Source organism: Pseudohalioglobus lutimaris, assembly GCF_002866825.1.
GTDB classification, from domain to species: domain Bacteria; phylum Pseudomonadota; class Gammaproteobacteria; order Pseudomonadales; family Halieaceae; genus Halioglobus; species Halioglobus lutimaris.
In genome coordinates, this window is sequence record NZ_PKUS01000026.1 from 1 (window position 1) to 23,264 (window position 23,264).

Annotated in this window: 19 protein-coding genes and 1 riboswitch; of the genes, 12 read left to right on the forward strand and 7 right to left on the reverse strand. The window is 53.7% G+C overall.

The window, feature by feature from the left end; all coding sequences use genetic code 11:
- The first annotated feature begins 384 nt into the window (after positions 1–384).
- The 6 genes from C0039_RS16110 (at position 385) to C0039_RS16135 (ending at position 5,457) form a co-directional block, all read left to right on the forward strand.
- Complete coding sequence (locus tag C0039_RS16110; protein WP_165787164.1) at positions 385–993, forward strand: Crp/Fnr family transcriptional regulator; 609 nt, start codon at positions 385–387, stop codon at positions 991–993.
- A gap of 97 nt (positions 994–1,090) precedes the next feature.
- Positions 1,091–1,282 (forward strand): YgaP family membrane protein, encoded by a 192-nt coding sequence (locus C0039_RS16115; RefSeq protein WP_101518672.1) that lies wholly within the window; start codon positions 1,091–1,093, stop codon positions 1,280–1,282.
- A 489-nt stretch (positions 1,283–1,771) separates the two neighbouring features.
- Positions 1,772–2,578, forward strand: a complete 807-nt coding sequence (locus tag C0039_RS16120; RefSeq protein ID WP_133126037.1) for a DUF6502 family protein — start codon at positions 1,772–1,774, stop codon at positions 2,576–2,578.
- Positions 2,575–4,194: a DUF5666 domain-containing protein gene (locus C0039_RS21235; protein WP_207796474.1), complete on the forward strand. Its 1,620-nt coding sequence runs from the start codon at positions 2,575–2,577 to the stop codon at positions 4,192–4,194. The genes C0039_RS16120 and C0039_RS21235 overlap by 4 nt, the downstream gene beginning before the upstream one ends.
- A gap of 161 nt (positions 4,195–4,355) precedes the next feature.
- Positions 4,356–5,105: a hypothetical protein gene (locus tag C0039_RS16130; RefSeq protein WP_101518674.1), complete on the forward strand. Its 750-nt coding sequence runs from the start codon at positions 4,356–4,358 to the stop codon at positions 5,103–5,105.
- Positions 5,106–5,184: 79 nt separating this feature from the next.
- Complete coding sequence (locus C0039_RS16135; RefSeq protein ID WP_076000154.1) at positions 5,185–5,457, forward strand: TMEM165/GDT1 family protein; 273 nt, start codon at positions 5,185–5,187, stop codon at positions 5,455–5,457.
- A 319-nt stretch (positions 5,458–5,776) separates the two neighbouring features.
- On the opposite strand, the gene C0039_RS16140 is transcribed toward C0039_RS16135, so the two are convergent.
- From C0039_RS16140 to C0039_RS16150, 3 genes are all read right to left on the reverse strand, one after another.
- Entirely contained in the window at positions 5,777–7,114 is a 1,338-nt protein-coding gene (locus tag C0039_RS16140) for a hypothetical protein (protein WP_101518675.1), read from the reverse strand.
- Positions 7,115–7,264: 150 nt separating this feature from the next.
- Positions 7,265–7,366, reverse strand: a riboswitch (cyclic di-GMP riboswitch).
- A 103-nt stretch (positions 7,367–7,469) separates the two neighbouring features.
- Positions 7,470–8,069 (reverse strand): thermonuclease family protein, encoded by a 600-nt coding sequence (locus C0039_RS16145; RefSeq protein ID WP_165787165.1) that lies wholly within the window; start codon positions 8,067–8,069, stop codon positions 7,470–7,472.
- Positions 8,070–8,369: 300 nt separating this feature from the next.
- The gene (locus tag C0039_RS16150; RefSeq protein WP_101518677.1) at positions 8,370–9,233 is read right to left on the reverse strand and encodes an MBL fold metallo-hydrolase; all 864 of its coding nucleotides are present in this window, start codon (positions 9,231–9,233) and stop codon (positions 8,370–8,372) included.
- Positions 9,234–9,532: 299 nt separating this feature from the next.
- Between C0039_RS16150 and C0039_RS16155 the strand changes: the two genes are divergently transcribed.
- The gene (locus C0039_RS16155) at positions 9,533–10,567 is read left to right on the forward strand and encodes a GGDEF domain-containing protein (protein ID WP_076000157.1); all 1,035 of its coding nucleotides are present in this window, start codon (positions 9,533–9,535) and stop codon (positions 10,565–10,567) included.
- Positions 10,568–10,649: 82 nt separating this feature from the next.
- Positions 10,650–11,642 (forward strand): Tll0287-like domain-containing protein, encoded by a 993-nt coding sequence (locus C0039_RS16160; protein ID WP_101518678.1) that lies wholly within the window; start codon positions 10,650–10,652, stop codon positions 11,640–11,642.
- Positions 11,643–11,754: 112 nt separating this feature from the next.
- Here C0039_RS16160 and C0039_RS16165 read toward each other — a convergent pair whose 3' ends face one another.
- The 4 genes from C0039_RS16165 to C0039_RS16180 form a co-directional block, all read right to left on the reverse strand.
- On the reverse strand, positions 11,755–14,862 hold the full coding sequence (locus C0039_RS16165; RefSeq protein WP_101518679.1) for an efflux RND transporter permease subunit: 3,108 nt from the start codon (positions 14,860–14,862) through the stop codon (positions 11,755–11,757).
- Entirely contained in the window at positions 14,855–16,075 is a 1,221-nt protein-coding gene (locus tag C0039_RS16170) for an efflux RND transporter periplasmic adaptor subunit (protein ID WP_101518680.1), read from the reverse strand. Before C0039_RS16170 ends, C0039_RS16165 begins: the two co-directional genes overlap by 8 nt.
- A gap of 1 nt (position 16,076) precedes the next feature.
- Positions 16,077–17,417 (reverse strand): TolC family protein, encoded by a 1,341-nt coding sequence (locus C0039_RS16175; protein ID WP_243391642.1) that lies wholly within the window; start codon positions 17,415–17,417, stop codon positions 16,077–16,079.
- Between the two features lie 629 nt (positions 17,418–18,046).
- Positions 18,047–19,813, reverse strand: coding sequence for an arylsulfatase (locus tag C0039_RS16180; protein WP_076000161.1), 1,767 nt, complete (start codon positions 19,811–19,813; stop codon positions 18,047–18,049).
- Positions 19,814–19,918: 105 nt separating this feature from the next.
- Here C0039_RS16180 and C0039_RS16185 point away from each other — a divergent pair, with 105 nt between their 5' ends.
- The 4 genes from C0039_RS16185 to C0039_RS16200 all read left to right on the forward strand — a co-directional run bounded on the left by C0039_RS16185 (position 19,919) and on the right by C0039_RS16200 (position 23,250).
- A complete protein-coding gene (locus tag C0039_RS16185; protein WP_101518681.1) occupies positions 19,919–20,860 on the forward strand; it encodes a LysR family transcriptional regulator in 942 nt (313 codons plus the stop codon).
- Positions 20,861–21,154: 294 nt separating this feature from the next.
- The gene (locus C0039_RS16190) at positions 21,155–21,544 is read left to right on the forward strand and encodes a Rid family hydrolase (RefSeq protein WP_076000163.1); all 390 of its coding nucleotides are present in this window, start codon (positions 21,155–21,157) and stop codon (positions 21,542–21,544) included.
- 330 nt (positions 21,545–21,874) lie between these two features.
- Complete coding sequence (locus tag C0039_RS16195; protein WP_101518682.1) at positions 21,875–22,204, forward strand: VanZ family protein; 330 nt, start codon at positions 21,875–21,877, stop codon at positions 22,202–22,204.
- A 470-nt stretch (positions 22,205–22,674) separates the two neighbouring features.
- Positions 22,675–23,250: a pyridoxamine 5'-phosphate oxidase family protein gene (locus C0039_RS16200; RefSeq protein WP_101518683.1), complete on the forward strand. Its 576-nt coding sequence runs from the start codon at positions 22,675–22,677 to the stop codon at positions 23,248–23,250.
- The last annotated feature ends 14 nt before the right edge of the window (positions 23,251–23,264 follow it).

Below are 23,264 nucleotides of genomic sequence, written 5' to 3' on the forward strand. Positions count from 1 at the left end.
CACTCCTGCACTAACAGTCTCTCTCTGCGTTGGCGGTTAGTAACTCCCCGCCTGCAACTGGCTTCCGGTCCTTACGATGATTGATGTATCACCGCTGGTTACAGCATCCCTCTCTCTTCCTTTCAACTGTATTTTCCGCACGTATACCTTCAAGTCAGTGTGGAAGGCTTTGTCTGTTTTCGCCTACTGTACAACCTTTCGGCTATGATATGCGCAGGTTCCGTTTGCGTAGGACGGAGCAGCCGCCTTGCTCTCGACATACCGCTAAGCCGAACTATATCTCACTCGTCCTTTACAATTTCAGTTGATACGGCGATGTGATCTGGATCAACGTGGGTGGCGATTTCGCATGCCTACAAACCGTACAAGGGCCCCTTAAAGACAATGAAAATAAAGTTGCCAGAAGGAATCAGAGCGGCCAAAACAGTCACTGCTGAGGCGGGCTCGGTCCTGTTTCGACAGGGGGAAGTCTGCAGCACTTACTATATCGTTCTCGATGGAGCTGTGAGGGTATTTGCCAGGTCTCCCAGGGGAAAGGAAGTGGTCTTGTACAGAGTGTCCCCCGGGGACATCTGCATTCTGACGACCTCCTGCATCCTCTCCGGCAGCCTGTATCCTGCGGATGCTGTAATTGAATCCAAGGTGACGGCAATGGCACTGCCAAAGCAGGATTTCGAACAGATGATGAAAGACTCGGAGGAGTTTCGCGAATTTGTTCTTATGAGCTTTGGCCAAAGACTCACGGGTTTAATTACCCTGATTGAGCAGGTCGCGCTCGAGTCTGTCGCCTTTCGGCTGGCGCAGTATCTTCTTAAGAATTCTGATGCGGATGGATTTGTGGCGTCTACTCATGAATCCATCGCTACTGAGATTGGTTCTGCAAGAGAAGTTGTTGGTCGACATTTGAAGGGTTTTTCCACAGCTGGCATCGTTGAAACAGTCAGGGGGCAAATACGGGTAATTGATGCGCTTGCGCTGGAATCGCTCGACTAACTGGAAATTGGTGCCCAGTGTGACTTAGTCACGGAACCACTTCCGTGAATGGACAAAAATGACAGCTCGCAGACTTTTCTCACAGGATGGACTCAAAATGAAAAACGAAGGTGTTGTAGACAGGGTTCTACGTGTTGTTGTTGGATTGGCATTGCTCAGCCTAACGGTAGTGGGACCGAATACGCCGTGGGGATTTATAGGCCTGGTGCCTTTGGTGACAGGACTAATCGGATTTTGTCCAATCTATAAAATTCTGGGCCTGAATACTTGCCCTATTGCGCGGAAGTGAGCTGCAAATTACTGGGCAAGCAATCCGTTAGTAAGTAGACCTCAGAGGGTATTGCCAGTTTCTTCCGATTGAAGAAAGAGGGCAAATAGTCCCGATCATAAGTGTCCTGAGACACAGCCCCCAGATGATGCGGCTTGTTGAGAGATTAACAAGCTCCTGTGCGTTCGAGCCTGCCCTCCAGTTTTAAGCCTATGGTCACAGAACATGCCACTCAGCAGCCGGCGGTTCCAGCGCGGCAGCTGAAGCCGTGACCTATCCAAAAGGGTGTCAGAAACCGCGCCGGGAAAGGTTGAAATGTGGGTATCGGAAAAAAACCCGCACAGTTTGTGGCGACCAGCGAAAGTCCGTATGCACCGGCTATTGGCATGAATGTCTTCTGGCCACTGGATAGAGCCAAATTTTACGACGCTATTTGTCCTGATCCAGCAGCTTTAAAATATTCTTGAATATTTTCTTGTATTATCCATATTTGGGACTAAAATCCCAAATATGGATATGACAATACACCAGGCACTCCACCAGACCGTGCTCAAGCTCTTAAGGCCGCTAGTCCGGGTGCTCATAAATCACGGAGTCTCCCAGGATGCGTTCGCTGAGTTGAGCCGTCAGGCATACGTGAAAGAGGGTTTTGCCCATATGGCGAGTCGCGGGAAACGGGCCACAGTGTCTGGCGTGGCCGCCCTCACCGGCCTCAGCAGGAAAGAGGTGAAGCGTCTAAACGAAGCTGATGGCGATGCGCTTGGTGCTGAGGGACACCGCCGCAATAAGGCTATACGAGTTATCAGCGGCTGGATGCACGACCCGGACTTTCAGGCGACCGCAGAACCCGCGAAGTTGGCGATTGAGGGGGATGGACCTTGTTTTGCAGAATTAGTGAAGCGTTATAGCGGAGACATTACGCCAGTCGCCATGCTATCGCTGTTGCAGGATAGCGGAAACGTGAGCGTCGACAACGGGTACGTCACCCTGGAAAAAAAGGCATTCATCCCAATGGCTACGCCCCTGGATCGATTGAATATCCTCGGGACCGATGCTGGAGAACTTATTGAAACTATCGGCCATAACATGATGGCTGTACCTGAGAGTCGCCTGTTTCAGCGTAAAGTTTCAAATGCGCTTGTTCACAAGGATGCCCTCTCCGAGTTTCGTGAGCTATCGAATCAACGCTCGCAGGAATTGCTGGAGGAGTATGATGCTTGGCTATCGAGGCACGAAGTCCAGGACGAAAGTGAAGCGGCCTACGTGGCCGTAGGAATCTATTACGTGGAACACACTGAGCAGGAGATCACACCATGAATCCTTTCAAGCAGAAAGCAATCCCCGCCGCAATTATGTCCATCACTCTGAGCGCCTGCGGCGGTGGAGGTAGCGGCGGTGGCGGTTCCATCGCTGGTGTCGACGATGGCTCCCCACAGGGCATCAGCGGCAGTGGGGCCACCTCGTCTGGCACCATCGACGGATTTGGTAGCATCTTTGTTAACGGCGTCGAATTTGAGACGGACGATGCCGATATCACTGTCGACGGGCAGCAGGGCAGCCAAAACGACCTCGCTGTTGGTATGGTGGTTCTGGTGAGAGGTACGGTCAATGACGATGGCATCACAGGAACCGCAGAGAGTGTAATTTTCGACAACGAGATTGAGGGGCCGGTAAGCTCGATCCAACTCGGTCAGGACAATGACTCCAAGCTACTAACCATACTGGGCGTCGACGTCATTGTAGAGCGTACTGGAACAGTGTTCGAGGACGTGACATTCGATACGCTCGCCCTTGACGACGTGTTAGAGGTATCCGGTTTCCCAGAGGGAGTCAATAATCTGCGCGCGACCCGGGTGGAGAAAAAATCCACATTCATCTCCGGACAGACTGAAGTAGAGGTGAAAGGGCTGGTGACGAATCTGACTGACAGTCAGTTCAATCTGGGAGATCTCATCGTCGACTACAGTAACGCGGATCTCTCAGAGGTGAGCGGCGGAAGCCTTTCAGAGGGGCAGAGAGTTGAAGTCCACGGCACCCTGGAAGGTCAGGTTATCACTGCTTCACGAGTTGAAGGTGAAGATGACATTACCGATCTGGTTGACGATGACGATGACCTCAGCGTGCAGGGAGCGATCAGCAACTTCGTCAGCCCTGCCGACTTCGAGATTAACGGGCTTAGAATCAACGCCAGTAATGCAAGTAGAAGTCCTGCGGGTTTGACTCTCTCGAATGGGGTGGTGGTTGAAGTCGAAGGTTCCTGGAACGGCTCCTTGCTGAACGCACAAACCGTAGAAGCTCGCCGCGGAAGAATCGAGATCGAGGCGGCCGTGAATGGAGTGGCCGGAGACAACGTCACACTGGGACTGTTTGGCGGAGAAGTTACTATTCTGGTCAACGCGCAAACCTTGCTCGATGATGACACGAAAAGAGTTGATAATTTGACTTTGTCCGACATCGGCAGCGGCGATTTCCTGGAAGTGGAAGCCATTCTCGATGGTAGCAACCTTATAGCAACACGCATTGATCGCGATGAGCAGGACGACGATGTCCTGCAAGGACCTGTGGATAGTTTCAATGCCGGTGTGGACACTACGGTACTGGGGGTAACCTTTAGCATATCGGGTACAGAGTTCGAAGACCTCAATGACAACTCGATCAGTGCAGACGCTTTCTTCGGTCAGCTGCAGACTGGCGACCTGGTGAAGGTGAAGGATGAAGAATTAGCCGACGGTATTGCTGACGAAATCGAGTTCGAGTTTGAAGATCAACTCGATGGGGGTCCTGAGTTCGATGATTCAGACGATTCAGACGATTCAGATGATTCAGATGATTCAGATGATTCAGACGATTCAGATGATTCAGACGATTCAGATGATTCAGATGATTCAGACGATTCAGATGATTCAGACGATTCAGATGACAGCGCCCCTTGAGGAGTCGCCGGCGCTATTGCTAACTGGATTCCCCCGGAAGAAAACCCGGGGGAGCCTATCGCCATGGGAACAATGTGTGTCCGTGAATGAAGGCGGCAACAGCTGGGCCCACTATATCAACGGCATTCTAGTAAGCACGCGATGTGTAGAGCCTCCGAAAAATGAATTTTTCCTCTGCTGAATATAAACCCCCAATTGCCATCAGTTATAGACCGAAGGCTCAGGACTACCTGCCTGTGGTGGTTGCTGCAATTCGTCATCACCTGGGAAACTGGCCCATCGCCCTGCTGACTGAGGCGCAGTATCTGCCACCAGAGGCCTGGTTGGAACACAACGAAATACAGACGATCACTAACTGGAAACATTCTCCAAGAGCCAATAAGGTTCTGCGCTTATGGGAGCACCAGTACATATTCGCAGAGCATTTCGAATCCTGGATCTGGTGGCACGATGATATGCTACTACTCAGGGCCATCCGCGATCCCGAGACAGAGTTTAGTCTTCCCCTTATCGTGCACCGACAACGCAAACGCCCAAACGAGGAGCTCAATAACTGGCAGAACTGGCTGTGGGAGACGCTAGCCTTCTTTCGCTGCCAGAATATCTACGCTCCTAACCCGGTATTACATACGCCGAGGCTGATTCGCAGAGCTCTACTGCACAGGATTCCAGAGAATTGGAATCGAAAACGTCTGCTCTTCGAGCCGACCTATCTACTGTGGACCTGGCATCAGGCAGGTATTAAGCCGAAGTTGGCAAAGAACTATCGCAAAGGGATATTCCAAGGCGACATACCCTCCATTGAATCCCTGCAGTCCGAGGGCTATACAATGTTTAACTGGGGCAAAAAGATAAATCATCAGGCAGCTCAGCTCGAATTTGGCAAACTCTATGCGACGTCCTTCGACTAGACTTACTGGTTGTTCGAGTACCACCGAATAGGCAACATCAGCTTATCATCAAACAACAGGCCTCCAAGGATACTGCCGTATGGATTGGAAAATATTTCTTACTGTGCTCGTCTCTGTCTTTGTCGCAGAGTTGGGTGATAAAACTCAGCTGGCCACCATGCTTTTTGCCGCGGACAAGGAGGTAAGCAAGTACACCGTATTCCTGGCCGCATCAACGGCTCTCATCATTGCTTCGGCCATCGGTGTGTTGGCCGGGAGCATGATGTCAGAATACATCGACGAGAGATATCTACACTACGTTGCGGGGGTTGGATTCATTGCAATTGGTGCTTTCACACTCTACAACGCCTAGCTGTAATGGTCGCGACTTGATCTGGCAACTGTACGGCTATCGATTTGGTAACAGTCAGATCAGGTCGCGACTATTTCACTTATGTAAATGTGGCTAACGATTTACGTAAGCGAAGCAACGCACATAGAATTCAGTAGATCAACGAACGGGAAGCGGCGCTATCTTTCGCTTTCTCGAAACAAGCGAGAGCGGACACCTCCGGGTGCAGCCCGCTCCAGTGGTCACGCTGTCAGCAGCTTTGGCCAGTCCGCGATGGTCCTGTCTAACGGCGACGTTTTGTTCAATTCCCTTTGTCGGCGCCGCTACTTCTCTGGCTTCCCTATTTTCCGCGCCCCTTATTCTTGCCGCGGTTTTTAGTCGCCTTTGACTTCTTCGGCTCGCTTGCGGAAGTGTCTTCTCCCTCGTTCCTGCCGAGCTTGCAACCGGACTCGTTCTGCTCTTCAAGTTGGTTTTTTATGGACTCAAAGCTACCGGTTGAATAGGCGCTCTGAACCATGGTAATAACTTGTGCCGCGGTATACAGGTAATCAACGCCGCTACTTGTTGAATTGAGCAGGGCGGCTACCGCGTGGCGGCCCAGGGCTTTTTCGCCACCACCGCCTTGCCTCAACGCTCCGCGCAGCGTCTTAACGAATGACGCATCAACACCGAACACTTCTTCAAAATCTTCGCCCGGCTCGTATCCGGTCCAGGATCCCAGGTGATGGCTTTGCTTCCAGTAACCTGGAGTGCATCCTTCACCACCGCCCTGCTGAACTTCATTAGGCACCGAAAGTCCGGCGGCAATCCACGATAACGAGGCGGGCGTATTCTCAGTGGCCAAGTCGTCTCGAGAGTAGGGGTGTACGGTAAGGCTTGAGGCTCCTGCAGGAATGGTGACGTCCAGGTTGAGCGTGTCCCACTCGTCGCCGTCACCGCTCGCGAGCAGATTGGAAAGTACTGTCGTTACGCCCCCGGTAGTGATCTCAATAGAAGTTGGTCGTTCTGCGCCGAGCCCTGAGACGTCACCTACAACACTGCCAAAGAACATTGCCAACGAACCAATGCGGGGCGTTGAAGAGGGCGTGAAATCGAACGTTTGAGCAACGGTTACTTGCCGATCACCCGGAAAGTCGATGTAGGCAAGGTCGATACCGTCGCGGATAGCGATTTCAGCGCCGTCGCCTGGCTCTTCATATATCACTACAATACCCGCTCCGTCGCTGATCTTGGAAAAATCAAGGCCGCTGACGCTGATGTTGTTGGAGCCCGGTGCGACGAGGTCGAGAGATGTTATATCGGCTCGATATGCCGTTTCGTATGTGCCGCTGAAAAAGAAAGCCGGGCCGCCAATCAAAGCGCCGAACACTTCTGTGCCGCCAACATTGATGCTGTTATCCCCGACCACGTTCTCGGTCATCTCACCCGACCAGTATAATAGCACCTGGTTGACAGTGGCCCCTGCCGGCACAGAGATCGATATCAAGCCAGGTTGTACAGCCATGCCGGTACCGGCGGCGGAGATGTCGCTGCCAGAGGCGATGAAAACGCTTGCGGGTCCGAGGGTCTCGGTGCCGTCAGCCTGTGCAATTGGGTTCACGGAAAGTCCAAGCAGCAGCCCTGCCGCTGCCGTGGCTGCATACCTAAACGCAGGAACTTCGAAGTATTTGTGTGTCATTTGACTCTCCTGCAGCGTAACTGCATATCGGTGGACGAGGCGCGAACATTTTGCTTGCGCGAAACGCGAAGCTAGCGGCGAGTCAGTGTGTTGTGATCAAAACGTGTGGAGAGCACACAGCCTTCGCCGGGCAAGCTAACGCGTATTTCTGCTGGTGACCCGGCGATCCTGCTGCGTTAGATGGCGAAACACTACGCTGTGGGATCCGTGGCTTTGCGACACCGGTTTGCACCGGCTGTGCCTTTTTCATGCTTTATGACTGTAGAACATTGATGGAAAAAGTACAGTGGATCGCCGATTGCCTGAAAAAACTGGGAGCCATGTCACACTTCCTCCCCATTTTAACAAGAAGGGTTTACCGCTTACCCCGCTTCCAATCCCAGGGCGGGACCGGGTCAGCGTTACCCCATAATCCCAGCTTTTGCAGCGATGCCTGCCTCTCGGCTTCCTGTAGCGGACGATCATATTGCGCCTGCTTTCTATACCACCAGGCATGGCCAGCACGAACCATCTCAAGATTGATGCTTTTGCCATCTAGATACACAGTACCAACAGTGCGTTCAGTCCAGTCCGTATCAACAACCGTCACACCAACACTTTCACCGGCAACCATTAACGCGAGGGCGTCCCTGGCTCCATTGTAGTAGGGCTGGTCTGTCTCGGGAGCATCAATGCCATAAAGGTGAATCCGGGTCTGCACGCCTTCCCCTTCGAACACATGCAGCGTATCGCCATCGACTACCCGAACTACCTTGCCGGTGATGTCGAACCGGGTTGGCACGGCCTCTCTGGTCGCGCCCAGGTCCTCTATAGCGTCCGCCGCCTTTCTCCACCCTGCATCGGGTCGGCTTGCGTACCCGGATACCCGACTCTCCACAGACTCATAGACAGTGGTGATCCAGCTAATCTTTCCGGTGGTCGCATACTGATAAATGCTGAATACCGCAGCGAGCACGGCGACCTTGAGAGGCGTTATAAGCCGGGGCGCGGCTGTTTTTTGTTTGCGTTTGCTGATGCTACACCTATTGCGTATGACGTAAGTTGAACCTGGCCGACTGGGCCATTTCCTGCTGCGGCGCATTGACTGAGCGTTAGTTTAGACCAGATGCACACTAGGTGGGGTGAAAGGTGTGAAATGCCCGTGCCGCTAGGCGACAGCGAGTTTCATGTTGATTTTGTTATCGATTTGAGCCCTGACATTTTGCTTTATTCTGGTCGATGACGTGCGGGGCCGGACCCCTTCGTTCTCCGCGTTCTACAGCGTGTTCACGGGTACTTTGATATAGGACACGCCATTCGATTCGGGCGGCGGCAGGCTGCCCGCCCGGATGTTCACCTGCACTGAGGGTATGATCAGAGTCGGTAGCGACAGAGTCGCATCCCGGTTGCTGCGTATCTTGACGAACTGCTGCTCGGAGATGCCGTCATGCACATGGATGTTGCTCCGGCGTTGTTCTCCAACAGTGGTTTCCCATTGATACTCTGTGCGACCTTCCGCCGGCAGATAGTCGTGGCACAGGTAGAGTCGGGTATCGTCGGGCAACTCGAACAGTTTCTGGATAGAGCGATACAGGGTCTCCGCATCACCACCGGGGAAGTCGGCGCGGGCCGTGCCGTAGTCGGGCATGAACAGCGTGTCGCCGATGAAGGCGATATCGCCGCAGATGTAGGCCATACAGGCAGGCGTATGGCCCGGCGTATGTATTGCCCGCAGCTCCAGGCTGCCGACAGAAAACACGTCGTGGTCCTCGATCAGTCGGTCGAAGCAATCCTCCAGAACGACATGGTCCGGAAGGTTGAAGACCTTCTTGAAGATGCTCTGTACCTCGCGGATATGTGAACCGATGGCGATAGGTGCGCCGAACTCCTGTTTCAGGTGCTGTGATGCACTCAGGTGATCCGCATGCGCGTGGGTCTCGAGGATCAGCTCCACTTCATACCCCGCTTCCTTCACGAACCCGATGAGAGAGTCGACGCTGCTGGTATCGGTACGGCCCGAGTCGGGATCGTAATCCCAGACTGAGTCGATGATAGCGCAGCGTTTTGTTTCGGGATCCGCCAGTACATAGGAAATGGTGTTGGTGGTCTCATCAAAGAATCCGGTGACTTCCGGTCTCATCGGCTTGTATCCAGTGGGTTAGTGGTGATAAGTACGTTAGCAATGTCCAAATCAGTATAACAATGAAGCCGGATGACGGGCTCTATGTTTGCAGTCCTGGATTCAGGCGGATCCTGACCTCCGATAAGCCCGCAATCAGGTAAGTAGCCGACAGTGGTTTAAGTTTGCGAATTATCACTATCGAAAATCTGAGATAATTTCCCCATAAGCGCTTGCCTCGCCCTTGCGTACCGACCAAGCTAACTTTAACTTTGAGCGTACCGCGTGGCCTAGACCGCGCCGGAGTGTAGGACAATCCCATGTCGCAAACAGATACGGTAGAGCCGAGTATGGCGCAGCACGAACTCGCTGCGAGGCCGTCTGTCGCCTCGCGGCGCAGCCTGGAAGAGTCGGTCATGTATATGGTCGGCCTGATCTGCGCGGCCGTAGTCGGTGGCTTTGCCGTTTACCGCTGGTACTCAGGCGAATACCACGGCGCTCTTATTAACGTTGGTATCGTCGCAGCTGTAGCCGTGCCCATGCTACTGGGCTTCTCACAACGTTACCGACACGTGGCGCTCTACCTGTTCGGTTGTACGATCAGCGCGGGCTGCCTGATCAGCGCCCTTTTTGTCAGCAACAACGGCCTGCTGTGGGCGCTGATGGTCCTCCTGGTCAACACCCTGACACTGTCACGGCGTTGGGCGCTGGGACTCAATATCATCGTTATCGTCACCCTGTCGGCGTCGGCACACCTCTACCTTTCGCCACTTCACCATGTGAGCTGGTCGACAGTGGCCTTGCTCATTTGCGGCTTCTCGCTGATGTCCATGGATCAATTGCGTGCACAGCGCCAGCTACTGGCTACTCAGGCCAACGTCGATCCACTGACCGGGGTGGGAAATCGCCGCATGATGCACCGGCATCTACAGGACATTGTTGCCGACCGCCGCCGCGAGCATAACCGTGGCACCCTGATGGTGCTGGACATTGACCACTTCAAGAACATCAACGATAGCCACGGCCACGACGTGGGAGACCAGGTGTTGGTGGACATCACGCGCAGCATCGCCGGCTCACTGCGCGCAGAAGACGGCTTCTATCGCATGGGCGGTGAGGAATTTGTAATTCTGTTCCCGGGCATGGACACGGCCACTGCCCGCAGCGAGCTGCCGGCCCTGCACGACAGGCTGTCTGGCAGGGTCAGCACTTCCGACGGGCCGGTGAGCTTCTCTGCAGGTGTCGCCACGCTGCAAAACGGTGAAGACTGGTCACATTGGCTGGCTCGAGCTGATCGTGTTCTCTATAACGCGAAATCCGAGGGCCGTAATCAATTAAGGTTCAGTGATGGGTGAGTAGTCGAGCCCGGCGGTATCATGGTGTCATTTGTGCTGCGCTGGATACTCCGTCCCTGGAACACCGTAACAAGGAATCATCATGGTTAAGAAACTGTTGTCCGCGGCTGTTTGCGTACTGAGCCTGACTGCTCTCTTCGCCTGTGGCTCGGATGAGGCTGAACCGGCACCCGGGAAAGAAGTAAGCAAGGTCGACCAGGAGAAGCTGGATGCCGGTTTTCGCGCAGTTGAAGCAGCGTGCTTCAGTTGCCACAGTCCCAGGGGTTCTGCCGCGGACCGGATCGCTCCACCTATGGTCGCCATCAAAAAGCACTATGTTTATAACAACACCACCTACGCCGAGTTTTACCGGGACCTCCAGCAGTTTGTGAGCGCACCGTCGGCGGAAAACGCGCGAATGCCCGGTGCAATACAACGCTTTGGACTGATGCCAAACCTTGGCATCAATGAAGCAATGCTGGAACAGATCGCGTACTACATCTTTCATAGCCCCATGGAAAACCCTCGATGGTTTGAAGAACACTACGCCAGGGAGCGGCACAGGAGTAGAGGCGCTCATGGCGCGCAACTGCTAACAGATGCGGACTACCTGATGCACGGTCAGCAGATAGCCATGCGTACCAAGTCCGAACTGGGCAAGAACCTGAAGCACGCGCTGAAAACAGGCGGGCCTACATCGGCTATTCAGTTCTGTTCAGAACAGGCAGTGCCTATTGCGGACGATATGTCAGTCCGGCTGAAAGCAGCTATCAAGCGCGTCAGTGATCGACCTCGTAATCCGGGCAATGCCGCCGTGAACCGCGAGCTCCAGTACATCGCCTCCGCCAGCGCGGCACTGGCAGCGGGAAACACCCCAGAGCCATCGGTGCAGGAGCTCGATGGACGCATGGTGGGTTATTATCCGATAGTGACCAATGGCATGTGCCTCCAATGCCATGGCTCACCGGGAGTGAATATCGCGGAAGACACCATGAGTGCACTGCAGGCTACCTACCCCAACGACAAAGCGACGGGGTATGAGGAAGGCCAGATTCGGGGCATCTGGGTGATTACTATGGAGAAAAAGTCGATGTAGGGCCCCGCGATAATTGAGCGTGGTCGATTAGAATTGACAGATCCTGATCTTCGCCCCATTGGGAGCGAGCTTCTCGCTTGCTCACGACCGTTGAAACGATGCATGTTTCTCCTCAGGCGTCGTTCTCTTTCCAAAGCAAATAGATTACCGGGATAACCAGTAGCGTTAGCAGAACTGAAGTTATCATGCCGCCGACCATAGGCGCTGCCAGCCTGCTCATCACCTCGGAGCCAGTTCCTGTAGCAAATAGAATAGGCAGTAGACCGGCAATAGTTGCCCCCGCGGTCATTAAAACAGGGCGAACCCGCTGCACCGCGCCCTGTAAAACGACCTCAGAAAGCCCATCAACCTGACGGCCAGGCTCTGTGTGTTCCCTGGTTTTCAACCACGCCTGGTCGAGATATACGATCATGATGACACCGGTTTCTACTGCGACGCCTGCGAGCGCGATTACACCCACGCCCACAGCGATGGAGAAGTTGTATTCCAGAAAGTACAGTAGCCATACAGTGCCAACCAATGCCATTGGGAGTGACCCCATTAGAATAAGCACTGGACCCAGGGCTCGAAAGTTCATGTAAAGCAGCACAACAATAATAGCCAGGGTCAGTGGAATGACATAGCTCAACCTGGCTTTGGCGCGTTCCATATACTCATACTGGCCGGACCAGTTCACCGAGTACCCTGGCGGCAACGAGAGCTCATCGGCCACGATTTTCCGGGCCGTCTCCACGTAGCCCCCGACATCGGAGGTATCGATATCTACAAAGGTCCAGCCGTTGAGGCGGGCGTTCTCGCTCTTGATTCCGGGAGGACCATCTTCGATGTGAACGTTAGCTACATCGCCCAACGCAATTCGCTGGCCGGCAGGCGTTACTATGGGTAGCCGGGAAAGGTCTTCTGGAGAGTCACGATAGGACTGGGGGTAGCGAACGTTTACCGGGTAGCGCTCCAATCCTTCAACAGTATTGGTAATGTCCATTCCACCGACGGCGGTGGCTATCACTTGTTGTACATCCACAATATTCAGGCCATAGCGAGCGGCCCCGACCCGGTCTATATCGATCTTGATGTAGCGGCCTCCCGCGACTCGCTCAGCATAAACCGACGCGGTGTCCGGGACCTTACCCAGGATAGTCTCCAGTTCCCGGCCGATACCCTGTATTACTTCAAGGTCTGGCCCGGCAACCTTGATGCCAACAGGCGTCTTGATTCCCGTTGCCAGCATGTCGATACGCGTTTTGATGGGCATGACCCACGCATTGGTTAGCCCCGGTATCTGGACGAGCGCGTCAAGCTCTCTCTTGATATCTTCAGTGGTGACGCCGGGCCGCCAGTCTTCAGGCGGCTTCAGTTGGATGAATGTCTCGATCATTGTCAGAGGCGCTGGATCGGTGGCTGTTTCAGCTCTGCCTATCTTGCCGAAGACAGACAGGACTTCAGGATGCGTGCTGATCAACTTGTCTGTTTGCTGAAGAAGCTCTCGCGCTTTTCCGATAGATATACCCGGGTAGGTAGTCGGCATGTACATCAGGTCCCCTTCGTCGAGAGGCGGCATAAATTCGCTGCCGACTCGACTGAGAGGCCAAAGACTGCTCATGGTTACCAGGGCAGCAATTAGCAAGGTGGTTTTTGGGTAGCGCAGAGCACGCCTCAATATGGGTGTATATACGGCGACCAACAGGCGGTTTATCGGGTTCTTCCGGGCAGATATTATTCTTCCGCGAATGAAGTAGCCCATCAGCACCGGGACCAGGGTGATGGCAAGCGCTGCCGCTGCGCCCATTGCATATGTTTTGGTGAACGCCAGAGGCGAAAACATTCGACCCTCTTGTGCCTCAAGAGTAAATACAGGAATAAAGCTGACTGTAATTATCAGCAGACTGAAAAATAGCGCAGGTCCGACTTCTACGGCGGCCTCGGTGACTATCTGCCAGCGGTTTTCGTTTGTTAGTTGGTTCTTCTCTATATGCCTGTGCATATTCTCGATGAGGACAATAGCACCGTCTATCATTGCGCCGATGGCAATCGCGATACCCCCCAGAGACATTATGTTGGCGTTCAAACCCTGCATGTACATGACGATGAAGGCGGCCAGAATACCGACAGGCAGACTAATAATGGCCACTAACGAGGAGCGTAAGTGAAGCAGGAATACCAGGCACACTGCTGCAACCATAAGCAGCTCCTCGCCCAGTTTATGCCAGAGATTTTCTACTGCACGGTCGATAAGACTTGAGCGGTCATAAACGGTAACCACTTCCACGCCATCAGGCAGGCTCGATTGCAACGCCTCCAGTCTGGTTTTCACGGCATCAATGGTCGCTTGTGCATTCTCTTCATAACGCATAACGATAATGCCGCCTACCACCTCTCCCTTGCCGTTCAGCTCAGCGATGCCGCGTCGCATTTGCGGCCCGGTACCTATCGTTGCTACATCCTTAAGCAGCAGCGGCGTGCCATTGTCATTGACGCCGAGTGGGATATTCTCCAGGTCCTGTGTTCCCGAGATGTATCCCGACGTTCGTACCATATACTCCGCCTCCGCCATTTCGACGACGGATGCACCCACCTCCTGGTTGGCGTTTCGTATGGCTGTTTGTATGTGAGATAGAGGAATACTGTATGCGCGAAGTCTGTCCGGGTTCACTTTCACCTGGTACTGTTTGACCATGCCGCCTACGGCGGATACCTCGGCAACTCCTGGCACGCTCTGCAGTTCATATTTGAGAAACCAGTCCTGCAAGCTGCGTAACTCGCTTATATCGTGCTGGCCTGTTGGGTCTGTGAGCGCATAGATGTAAACCCAGCCTACCCCAGTAGCGTCGGGTCCCAGTTGTGGCCTCGCACTTTCAGGTAGCTTGGGGGCGACCTGACTCAGGTACTCCAGCACTCGGCTGCGGGCCCAGTACAGGTCACTCTTTTCATCGAAAATTACGTATACATATGAGTCACCGAAGAAGGAGAAACCGCGTACCGTAACCGCACCTGGCACCGACAGCATGGCGGTGGTGAGTGGGTATGTAACTTGATCTTCGACGACCTGGGGCGCCTGCCCGGGGTAACTCGTTTTGATAATGACCTGTACATCTGATAGGTCAGGGATAGCGTCGACAGGCGTATTCCTGATGGCGAAAATGCCGGTACCGACCAGAATTGCTGTAGCCAGAAGCACAAAGAACCGATTGCTTACAGACCAGCGAATGATGGCTTCAATCATGGTTCATGTGCTCCTGTTTTGCGGAACTCATTCGCTCCAGGTCGGCGCTCTTGTTTGATTCCGAATCCAGCAGAAACTGGGCCGATGTCACAATGACGTCGCCCGCTGACAATCCGGCGAGCACTTCTACCGTCGCACCCGCTATTCGCCCGGCTTCTACCACGGCCGACCTGAACCGCCCTTCGCCCAGGGCGATAACGACCCGGTCCTGGTTCTCCGTTCGTATCAGCGCTTCCCTGGGTATAACCAGGACCTCATCATGCTCCAGGGAGTGAATAGTTACCTGCGCAAACATGTTTGGACGTAGTTCACCGCCATGGTTCGGGAATCTGAGGCGAACTCGCAGCGTGCGAGTGCTGGCTTCCAGCGATGGGTAGATGTAGTCAACGTTTCCTCGCCATTCCCTGCCTGGAAGAAAGTCGAGGCGCATGGTGACTGGTTGCCCCGGCTCCACGAGAGCGGCCTGCCTTTCGAAAACTTCAGCCTCCACCCAGACTTCATCCAGAGCGCCTATAGACATCAGGGTGGTGTTGGGCCCGACAAAGAAACCCTCGCGGATGTTGAGATTGTCTACGACACCCGCTTGAGGCGATCTGAAGGTTACAGTCTGAGCGACTCGCAGGTCTTTCTTGAGTTGCTCTATATGCTCTGGCGAGAGTTGCAGCGACCTCAGGCGGTCTTCTGAGGCCTGAATTAGCCGTTCATTCTTTCGACGCAAGGCGAGGACGAATTCCTCTTGAGCGTTCACCAGTTGCGGAGAGTAAATTTCGTACAGTGCCTGGCCCTTTTCAACGGGATTGCCCGCGGCCTTGACGTGGAGTTTTTCAATCCAGCCTTCTACACGAGGGTGGATGTGAATCAAACGATCCTGATCGTACTGAACGTAGCCTACCGTACGTATGTCTTCCTGAAGTCTTTCCAGTTTCACTGAAGCCGTGCGTACGCCCAGGTTGTTTACAACAGCTGGCGAAATCTCGATTGTTCCTGAATCAACCGGTTTGGCATAAACCGGCACCAGTGCCATGCCCATTGGAGACTTCCCCGGGCCGTCTCGTCTGTAGTCGGGGTCCATTGGGGCCACCCAGTAGAGCGGTTCATCGGGTGATGCCGAGGTTTCCACTTCAGTTTTAGTGTCCACGAAGAAGGGAAAGGCGAGCGCCCCCACTACAGCGCCAGTGACCAGCGCAATTGCGTATTTAATGTAGCTGTTCATGTCAGGCATCCTCGCCTGTCATCGCAGGCGTGAAAAAATAATTCAATTGTGCGGTGATTTTCTGGCGCTCAACCGAGATTCCAAGGGCTTCTATTCGTGCGTTGAGTTCAGCGATTCTTGCCCGTATTACTTCGGTAAAGTCAGCGTCGTCGTTTGTGTAGGCGGCCAGCGAGGCTTCAGCCTGCTCGCTCATCTGTTCCAGCAGTCGGGAGTTGTAGAGATTCTGTCGCTGTTCAATCCGTAATAGCCGCGCCTTGAGGCCATTGAACTGAGCGACCATGCGACGCAACAGTAGCGACTTCTCGGTTCGTACTGATTCACTTGAAGCCTGTGCTGAGCGAAGCTGTTGATCCTGCCGCCTGCCGGTGAAGAGCGGAACGTCGAACGTTACTCCAACCGAGAAAAAGTCAGCTCTATCATTACCCATAGGGTCGTCTTCGCGGTAGCCATAGCTGGCGTTCAGCTGCCATAGCGGCCGGTACTTTTGTTCGGCGAGCTTGATGTCGGTACTACTTGCTTCCAGTTTTCTATCAAGGGAAAGGATGGCGGGATGTGCTCCCATCAGCTCGGCCAGTGTCTGTAGTGTCACCGCGGTTGATTCGTCGTAGACCAGCTCTGGCGATTTCAATGTAATACCAGGCAACTCATCGGTAAGCGATTGGTGAAGGGAGTTGCTATTGACCTCACCAGGCTGCTCAAGCCACTGCCCAAGCGCTGAGCGGTATGCGTCCATTTGTTCGTGCAACTCGAGGAGACGATCCTCCAGGCGAGTCAATTCCAGTTGGGCTCGAATCAGGTCTTGCTGGCGCGTACCGCCCAGCGCGCTGGTGTACTTTGACTCCGCAATATCCACGAGCTGCTCAAAGAGATCCCTGTCCTGCTCTATTAGCTGGATCGTCTCCCGTGTGCGCCAGACGTCCAGCCAAAGGCCAGACACTTCAGATTCGATGAGAGCATGCCTGTCGGCACGCTGCAGTGGGTGTTGTTGGCTCAACAGTCCCAGGCGTTGCTGGCTGAGCGCGAGGCTGTCTCCCCGAGGCAGAACCTGCGATATACCCACCTTGAACTGCGTCATCGCCTCCTGATCGAAGTTAAAGCTATCGGTTGGAAGGTTGGCGAAGCCGGCGGTAATCACTGGATCTGGCAGGGAGCCTGCCGCAATACTCTGTGCTTCCAATGCTTGTTGCCTGAGCTGGTTTCCTTCAATCCAGGGGTCTTGCTGCTGAGCGATGGTGATTGCCTGGCTCAGGCTCAGTGCGGCGTTGGCTGCTACAGAGGGCAACGTCAGCATCAAGGCGGCCAGTAGCTGCGGCCAGAAATTTTTTAGAGGCGAAGTATTCACTTGTATCCGTCCATATCCTGTTAGTCCAGGCAGCGGTGCTTGTGCTCGCAAAAAACGCTGCGCTCGGTGTAAAGACCGAGGTGAAAATCAGATTACGCAGGTGCCGGGGCGCCGAATTTCAGGCGCACCTGTCCTGGGGACTTAGCTGGAAGGAGGGCGTAACAGGGAATCTGGGTGAGGAGGTGGGGAAGCAGGCATAAGCCAGAGTGATATCTGTCTTTCCTGGAGGATTTCGGGCATGGCAGAGTAGAGATTCAGGGTAGACCCCATTGATGCGCAACCGTTCAAGGAGCAGTAGCCATCGTCGCAACAGTCACCAGATGATTCTGGCGTGATATCTCTGGTGTGCATTTGATGGCCAGAGTGATCGATGCTGTCGACATCACTGCCAAGCGAGTGGCCACCCGGATCAGCAGACATACTACAAGGCATAGCGACCGACGCGAGCGACTGCAGAGCGATAAGCCCTGTCAGAACAAGCGTGATCCAAAGTCGCGGCGTCATCATTGTAGAATGCTGTAGCTTTCACTACGCCCAGTTTTCATACAATAACCGTATACCTTCCCGCAGGGGGAAGGTCAAGGGTGCTGATCAAGCGTATCTAGGGCGCCGTGATTCATCGTGATCAATCAGTGGTGCACTCGCTCGCTGTTTTTCAATACCTGCAGCAGCGGGTTATAGCCCTCGGGCACTGGCACCACGGCGTTTTCCTTCTCGTATCTGGCGTAATCAGCGATCATTTCCTTCACCAGCTCCGGCATGGACGCGGCCAGGTTGTTGATCTCAGACGGATCGATGGCGATCTCGTACAGCTCCCACTCTCCAGTGCCTTTGGGTGGCGGGTTAATCGACAGCTTGTATTTACCCTTGAACACAGCACTGCTTCCGGCCAGTTCATAGCCTATGGCCTCGGAACTCGGGTGCACGGTGTCCGCCTTGCCAGTTATCACTGGCCACATGCTGGTTCCGTCGGGCGCGTGGATCTGCCTGCCTTTGTAGGTGTCACCGGGCATATCTACACCCGTCACCTCGAGAATAGTCGGGTAGACATCTCTCACGAAGGCAAAGGTGTTGGACTGGAGCCCCGCGGGTATCGCCCCGGGGTAGCGTACGATGAAGGGCACACGCAGGCCGCCCTCGGTAGAGAACGTTTTATAGTAGCTATTGGGGCTGTTGGCTGCAGCTGCCCAGCCAGGACCATAGTCGGCATAGGATCCCTTTTGGCCCATGGTGGAATAGTCGCCCTTGTAGTCTTCCATATAGGTGTACTGGTAATTTTTCCGGTACCAGTCGCGGTACTCAGCCTTGGAGGACAGCAGATTGGGGTCGGTACCATTGTCGGCCATGAAGATAATCAGGGTGTTGTCCAGCTCGCCTATGTCTTTCAGGTAGTCCAGTAATTTGCCAATGTTGTGGTCCATGTTGTCGGCCATGCCGGCATAGGTCTGCATGCGGCGAATATTGAACTTCCGTTCCTCTGTGGAAAGCGTATCCCAGTCGGGGATCTGCCAGTCGCCAAAGGAGGTTTTTTCAAACTGATCATCCAGTTGCACGCTGTCGGGGAAAATACCCAGTTCTTTCTGTCGTGTAAGGCGATTGCGGCGCATCTCATCCCAGCCACCGTCGTAGACGCCGTTGTACTTGTCGATAAACGCCTTTGGTGCCTGGTGCGGATAGTGCACTGCCTGGTAACCCAGCCACGCGAAGAACGGCTCACCACTGTCGCGGTTGGTCTCAATGTTTTCAATGATGCGCTGGGTATAGAAGTCAGATGAGAAATAATTCTCAGTAGGCAGTGACACTTCTTTGCCATTTTCAAAGTAGTGCACGCGCTCGTACATTGGCGCATAGGGCTGCTCTACCCAATTGTCGGCACCGCTCTCGGCGAGGGCGAATGATTGATCGAAGCCGCGAGCGTGGGGAATGGATTCAGGGTTTCCGCCCAGGTGCCATTTGCCAGCCATGTAAGTGTTGTAACCGGCATCGCGCATTACGGTGGCAATGCTAACGACGCTGGTGTTGAGGTACCCCTCGTAGCCCGGCATGCCAAACTGGTTGTCCGCCATGATTTCACCCATGTTGCCAAGTCCCGCCAGGTGGTTATCAACACCACTGATCAGCATGGTCCGGGTGGGTGAGCAGGTAGCACCAACATGGAAGTTGGTAAAACTGGCGCCCTCGGCCGCAAGGCGGTTGATGTTCGGGGTTTGAATTTCACTGCCGAAGGCCCCGATATCGCTGTAGCCCATATCGTCAGCGATCAGTACCAGCACATTGGGCCGCTTCGCTTTCTCATCAGTAGTGGCTGGCTTTGAGCTGGCGAGCGCAAATTGCGAAGCCAGAGTGGTGATAGTAGCAAGGGCAATCATCCTTATGCCTGTAGATCTGCTCTTCATTGGACTGTTGCTCCTGGGGTAATTGCAGTGGATGAAAGAGTTGACCACAGCAAAAGCATTCCGTCTAATGCATTAAATACACAATAATTAGATGTAAAACGCATAATGATTAGCCACCGTCAGTTGAACCACGCCTTGTGCCTCTTCAAACAAGGCAACTTTACTCGCGCAGCTATTGAGGCAAATCTCTCCCAATCTGCCTTGTCCCGCAGTATTCGTAATCTTGAATTGGAGCTGGGCGTCTCTCTGTTTGATCGCAATAAAACCACGGTAGAACCAACACGGTACGGAGAAGTATTCCTCGCCCGGGCAAAAGCCATTTCAGCTGATACCGAAGCGCTCGAAAGAGAGATGTTGCTGATGCGGGGACTGCAGGCAGGAAGCTTCTCCGTGGTGCTGGGGGTCTACCCTGCGGAGATATCCGGAAACCGTGCCCTGGGCAGCATGCTCAACGAGTTCCCCAACCTGCAATACCGCGCCTTCGTCGGGAACTGGGAGATGGTGAATGAATACGTGTCGAACCGAACCGCTGACCTGGGTTTCGCCGCAGTCGATGCCGCCGAAAACGAGGAGCATTTGTCGGTAGAGCGGGTCAGGCCCCATGAAATGGTGCTTTACTGTCGGAAAGGCCACCCCCTGGCCAATAACGGAAAGCCAGGCAGGGAGGATCTGGACCAATTTCCATTGGTATCGATTCGCGTGCCGGCCGGGCTGGCCGACGCGATACCGGGAAAGTCGGAAATTGATCGGGGTAGTGGGCACCTGGTGCCATCCGTGGAAATTGACGATATCACCACTGCTCGAACGATTGTCAGCCAGAGCGATGGCATTGGCGCGGCCGTGCCATTACAGATTGAGTCGCAGCTGAGGTCAGGGGACTTGGTCTTGCTGGATTTTCAACGTCCCTGGATCAAGCCTGTATACGGCTTCATCTCCTTGAAAAGCCGCGCACTCAGCCCGGCGGCAGAATTCTTTATGGAGAAAGTGATCAGGTTTGAGGAGGAAGCGGAGCAGAAAAACAAGGCGCTTCTGGAAACATACCGTTGAGAAAAGCCTCACACCCATTGCAGTGCTGGCTGTTTATTCGGTGTGAAAAGAGAAGCGGGTACATCGAGGTCGAGGCTTGGATGCAGGGCAGTGTAGTTCTGCATCGGCGCGCAAGACGGGCTGCGGGTTACGATAATCTGAGCGGGCCCCCAAGAGTCGCTGCAAAGGTTAGCCCTACCCTGGGGGGTAGTGTCCACCGTATTATGATTCACTACATGTAAGTTACACTGAGCAAGGATGCGTCAATGCGCGTCACGCTGCCATATATCACAGTTTTCCATAAGAGTTTTGACTATGAGTATTGAAAAGAAATTGTATCGAAGTGGCCCGTTTGCAGACTTTTTTGCACAGGGAACACAGGTGGGGAATGTCCTCTATTTGGCCGGCCAGGTTGGAGTGGATGCGACGGGTAAAACCCCTGATTCGCTCAGCGAGCAGGTTGATGCCGCGTACGCTAATTTGAAACGTGTTCTGGCAGAGTTTGGCGCGAGCATGGACAATATTGTCGATGAAACGTTCTTTGTAACTGACATGAGTGCTCTTTTGGGAAATGTAGAGGAAATATATGCCGCAAGGGAGAAAGCATATGGCGGTAAGCCGGAAGTGTGCCAGACAGTGGTCCAGGTGGTCGCGCTTGTGCAGCCTGAGTTAAAAATCGAGATTAAGTGCATCGCTCATCTTTAAAAACTGAGTACTGGATACCAGGCCCGTTAGGGTAAAAGCTCTCTTTTGCCCTGGCCGCTCACCCAGCTACAAACTACTACCGTATGAAATGTATCGCCATCATCCGGTTCAGCTCCGCTGGGTAGTCGACGCTTGCGAGGCTGCTTCCAGGTCTGGCCGATTGTCGAGTGACCCGGGTGTCCGGTAGATCAGAACGACAGCCCAGCTCAGGGCAATCGTACCGCTGCTCCTTATGCTGATCAGCAGTCTTACGGAAGCCGTGCTGTATAGTGGCGTGAATCCGTCGAAGCACTTTCGTATATTGAACGGCTAATGCTAACCAGAGATTCAATGAATATTTTAAGCTTTCTCATGTTCACTGGCTTTGTAACGTTTGTCTCTTTGCGGCCGATGGGTAGTGCGCAGCTCGCAAACTGGGATAAGGCAGGCCATTTAATTATTTATTTCGTATTCGCCATACTAGCCCATCGGGTTGCATCTACTCCCAGGAATTACCTGTATCTATGCGCTGGTATTGTGGTCTACAGTGGCTTAATGGAGGTGGCGCAGTCCTATATGCCCGGCCGTGTCATGTCGGTTTATGACCTGTTAGCCAATGCCCTGGGCGTTGTTGTTGCCATTTTGCTAGTAAGGGCTGTTTCCAATACCAGAAGTCTATAGCAAGTTGGTTATTCAATATCACAATTTAGTTGTACAGAAAAACGTGTAGCTCAGTTGTCGGTGAAGAGGGCGCTGCCGCCACCTCAGAAGGGGCCTTGATGGAATATCGAAGTAACGCTTTGCAACCTGAACGTCTATGCCGTGGTATCGGCTAGCGCCATGGGAAAAGCCGCGCAGATCGAACAGTTACGGAAAAAGCGCTCGTTACTGTTGAAGGCCTACATTCTGCATGTCGGTTGCTCCCCGTTGTACCTTTTACCGTGTGGATCATCTCGTTAAACTTCTTTGCGTAGAAGCTTTCCTGGCGAGCGGCGTTTAAAATCTCAACGGATGGCGTGGCGTGGATGGCAGCTCCTGGTTCGCTGTGCTGGCCTGCAAGTATGCTACGCTTTGACGCTATAACCCCGTCGCCCACCATTATTACCTGGCGGCCTTCGCGTTAATCAGCGCTTTCCGGTTAAGGAATTGATATGGCCCAGAGATACGAATCTCTAACAGATGAGCATGTTGGCTTCATTGAAAGGCAGCATATTTTCTTTGTCGGAACCGCCGGGAATGAAAGTCTGGTTAACGTCTCCCCCAAGGGCATGGATAGTTTTCGTGTGCTGAACAACTCCAAAGTGGCCTGGTTAAATCTTACCGGCAGTGGTAACGAAACAGCGGCTCACGTCCGTGAAAACCGCAGAATGACGATAATGTTTTGTTCGTTCGACAAGCAGCCTCTTATCCTCAGGTTGTACGGGAAAGCTATAGCTGTTCATCCTCGCGATGACGCATGGCGCAGCCTGATAGAACTGTTTCCTGCGCACACTGGAGCGCGTCAGGTTTTTGAAGTTGATATAGAGCTGGTTCAAACATCGTGTGGTTATGCTGTACCGTACTACGATTTGGTTGGTGAGCGCCCGACATTGAGTAAGTGGGCAGACAATAAGGGGCATGAGGGCATCAGGGAGTATTGGCAGGGAAATACCAAGAGCCTGGATGGCATGGATACGGGGGGAGTGTTCAGAATTCTGTGTCACAGTAATTCCTCGTTAATCATCTGATCACAGATCCAATA